This window comes from Actinophytocola sp., from assembly GCF_035712165.1.
In the GTDB taxonomy this organism is placed as follows: domain Bacteria; phylum Actinomycetota; class Actinomycetes; order Mycobacteriales; family Pseudonocardiaceae; genus DASYTH01.
Map to the genome: position 1 here is coordinate 1 of NZ_DASTBH010000009.1, position 2,666 is coordinate 2,666.

Sequence of the window (2,666 nt, forward strand, 5' to 3'; positions counted from 1 at the left end):
GATCCCGACCACGAGCAGGCTGATGATCAGTACGACGAACCGGGCGCGGCCGCCGGACCCGGCGGGGGCCGGCTCGGCCCGTTCGACCGGGCGGCCCTCGCGTTGCGCCCGACGCGCGTAGGCACGCTGTGCCGCGGCCGACCGCGGCCGGCCGCCGCGCCGCTCGGCGGGGTCCGGCGCGGTGTCCGGTTGCTCGATCGCCGGCCGGGTCCTCGTCTTGGGGCCGGCCGGGCCGGGCACGGTCACAGTCATGGCGCCTCGATTCCTCGCACAGCCGCACTCATGAAGCCGCCGCCGTTCGCTCCGCTGCGCGCAGCCGCACTGACGCGGCGCGCGGGTTCCGCTCGATCTCGTCCTCGTCGGCCTGTTCGGCCCCTCGGGTGAGCAGCCGCAACTGCGGCCCGTGCCCGGGCAGTTCGACCGGCAGCCCGGGCGGGGTCCGCGACCGGGCCAACTCCGCGAACGCCTGCTTGACCAGGCGGTCCTCCAGCGACTGGTAGGACTCCACGACGATCCGGCCGCCCACCCGCAGCGCGGCCAGGGCCGCCGGCAGCGCGCCGCGCAACGCCGTCAGCTCGCCGTTGACCTCGATGCGCAGTGCCTGGAAGGTCCGTTTGGCCGGGTGCCCGCCGGTGCGCCGGCTCGCCGCCGGCACGGTGTCGTACAGCAGCCGCACCAGCCGCTCACTGGTGGCGAACGGCTCCCGGGTCCGCTCGTGCACGACCGCCCGGGCGATCCGGCCGGCGAACCGCTCCTCGCCGTAGTCCCGCAGGATCCGGGCCAGGTCCTCGACCGGGTAGGTGTTCAGCACGTCCGCGGCGGTCTTGCCGGCGGTCTGGTCCATCCGCATGTCCAGCGGCGCGTCCCGGGCGTAGGCGAACCCCCGCTCGGCTACGTCCAACTGCATGGACGACACCCCGAGGTCGAACAGCACCCCGTCGACGGCCGGGTAACCGAGGTCGGTGAGCACCTCCGGCATCTGGTCGTAGACCGCGTGCACCAGGTGCACCCGGTCGCCATGCCGGGCCAGCCGGTCGGTGGACTCGGCCAGCGCGCGCTGGTCCCGGTCCAGCCCGACCAGGGTCAGGGCGGGATGCGCGGACAGCAGCGCGTCGGCGTGCCCGCCGAGGCCGACGGTGGCGTCGACCAGCACCGCCGGGCGCTCCGCGAGCGCCGGCGCGAAAAGGGCGAGCACCCGGTCGAGCAGAACCGGCTCGTGTATCGGCTGATCCGCGAGCATGGCTCCGCCTCCCCTCCCGCTCGCTGGCACGCAAACCCGAGTACCGCCAGGTCCCCGCCCGCTCGTTGGACCTGGCACCGGGGAAGGTGCGCCAGGGCCAAAAGCGAGCGGACCGAGGCCTGGCGGCACCCGAGTCCCCTTCGGCTCCGCTGAATCCCTAGAAGACGCCGGGCAGAACCTCGTCGCGAGCCTGCGAGTAGCTGTCCTCGTGCTCGTCGAGGTAGGTCTGCCACGCCTGCGCGTCCCAGATCTCCAGCCTGGTGATCGCACCGATGACCACGCACTCCTTGGTCAGTCCGGCATAGCGCCGAAGCTCCGGTGCGATCGCGATCCGTCCCTGCCCGTCGGGACGCTGCTCGTCGGTTCCGGCGAACAGGTACCGCTGATAGGCGCGGACCGCCTCGTTCGTCAGGGGCGCCGCGGCCACCTTGCGTGCCATCTCCTCGAACTCGCCGCGGGGAAACACATAGAGGCAGTGGTCCTGTCCCTTGGTGACCATCAGCCCACCCGCGAGCGCGTCCCGGAACTTGGCAGGCAGCGTGAGCCGCCCCTTGTCATCCAATTTGGGGGTGTGAGTACCGAGGAACACTGGCACTCACCTCCCCATGGGGCCCCCGTCTGCCCCACACAGCGCCACAGTACCCCACTTTTCACCACGGTCAACCCGATCAAGGCCCTTCGGGCAGCGCGGTGCCCGGCATTTGTCCAGCTAGAGCCGCCTTCAAGCATCGTGGGGGGAGGTGGGGGAGAATGACCGGTACGGGGGACGGAGGGACCGGACAACAGGTGGATCCGGGATCCGCGAGCGCGCCCAGGCACATGTCCAAAGCCGGTCGGAACAGGATTCCGCTGCGCGGCGTAGTAAGAGTGGGGCATCGTGGGGACCAGGACTTCGCCCTGGTTTGACACACTTGTTGAGATGCTGCGCCGTCGCCAGCCCGTGGCTGACGGGCCGACCACCAGGAGGTCGCGTGACGTCGAGTACCCCGCCAGCCGCGCCCCCGGGCAATCCCTACGGGGCGCACGGCGCCGACCCCTACCCGTCACCCGGCGGGAACTCCCACCCGCCGGTGAACAACACCGACCCGCACCGTCCGGGCGCCGCGCTCGACGAACTGCACGCGACCGTCCAGCGCATCGCCGCGAACGTCGAACGGATCCTCGTCGGCAAGCCCGAGGTGGTGCGCCTCGCGCTGGTGACCCTGCTGGCCGAGGGTCACCTCCTGGTCGAGGACGTGCCCGGCGTCGGCAAGACCTCGCTGGCCAAGGCCCTGGCCCGGTCGACCGACTGCACGGTCAGCCGGATCCAGTTCACCCCCGACCTGCTGCCCAGCGACGTGACCGGGGTGTCGATCTTCAACCGGCAGACCAACGACTTCGAGTTCCGGCCCGGCCCGGTGTTCGCCAACATCGTGGTCGGTGACGA

3 protein-coding genes and 1 pseudogene are annotated in these 2,666 nt (G+C 71.7%); 1 reads left to right on the plus strand and 3 read right to left on the minus strand.

The window, feature by feature from the left end:
- The 3 genes and pseudogenes from VFO68_RS00455 to mraZ all read right to left on the minus strand — a co-directional run.
- Positions 1-252: pseudogene (locus VFO68_RS00455) on the minus strand (hypothetical protein); the annotation flags it as partial.
- Positions 253-280: 28 nt separating this feature from the next.
- Positions 281-1,240 (minus strand): 16S rRNA (cytosine(1402)-N(4))-methyltransferase RsmH, encoded by a 960-nt coding sequence (rsmH, locus tag VFO68_RS00460; RefSeq protein WP_325156088.1) that lies wholly within the window; start codon positions 1,238-1,240, stop codon positions 281-283.
- A gap of 157 nt (positions 1,241-1,397) precedes the next feature.
- Positions 1,398-1,829, minus strand: coding sequence for a division/cell wall cluster transcriptional repressor MraZ (gene mraZ, locus VFO68_RS00465; RefSeq protein WP_325156089.1), 432 nt, complete (start codon positions 1,827-1,829; stop codon positions 1,398-1,400).
- 382 nt (positions 1,830-2,211) lie between these two features.
- Here mraZ and VFO68_RS00470 point away from each other — a divergent pair.
- The coding region (locus tag VFO68_RS00470) for an AAA family ATPase (RefSeq protein WP_325156090.1) at positions 2,212-2,666 on the plus strand (455 nt) is incomplete at its 3' end.